This is a genomic window from Tessaracoccus sp. OH4464_COT-324 (assembly GCF_003932855.1).
In the GTDB taxonomy this organism is placed as follows: Bacteria; Actinomycetota; Actinomycetes; order Propionibacteriales; family Propionibacteriaceae; genus Arachnia.
The window spans coordinates 1-440 of sequence record NZ_RQYZ01000102.1 but is presented as its reverse complement, the minus strand read 5'-3'; the positions used below and the strand labels follow the sequence as shown (position 1 = coordinate 440).

Here is a 440-nt window from a genome sequence, read left to right as displayed (position 1 = left end):
GTTCACAAAATGCATTTCCTTGTCCTCTAAATTGCTGTCCGGCGTATTAAGCTTTATCTATTTAATCAGCGGACAACAGGAAATATATGAATAATCAGAATGAATTGTTATTGCGTTTGCTGCAAGTGCCCAAATTGGGGGCTTCAGGCATTACTCAGCTTTTATCGCAAATCGACTTACAAATATTAGAAGATTATGATGATGCCGAGTTTCATTATTTGGGCTGGAAACCAGAGCAGATAAATAAATGGTTTCACCCAGATCCTAGATATATTGAGCCCGCATTATTTTGGGCAAGTAAAAAAGGTCATCATCTGCTTAATTTCTATCAAGATAATTATCCTTATTTATTAAAGCAAACCATAGGTGCTCCGCCTCTGTTATTTATCAAGGGAAATCCTGACATACTGGCGCAACAACAAGTGGCGATTGTTGGTAGC

The 440-nt window shown here is 38.0% G+C and carries 1 protein-coding gene; it reads left to right on the top strand.

The window, feature by feature from the left end:
* Positions 1-86: 86 nt before the first annotated feature.
* A partial coding sequence (locus EII42_RS12290; RefSeq protein ID WP_199729891.1) for a DNA-processing protein DprA occupies positions 87-440 on the top strand: 354 nt, incomplete at its 3' end.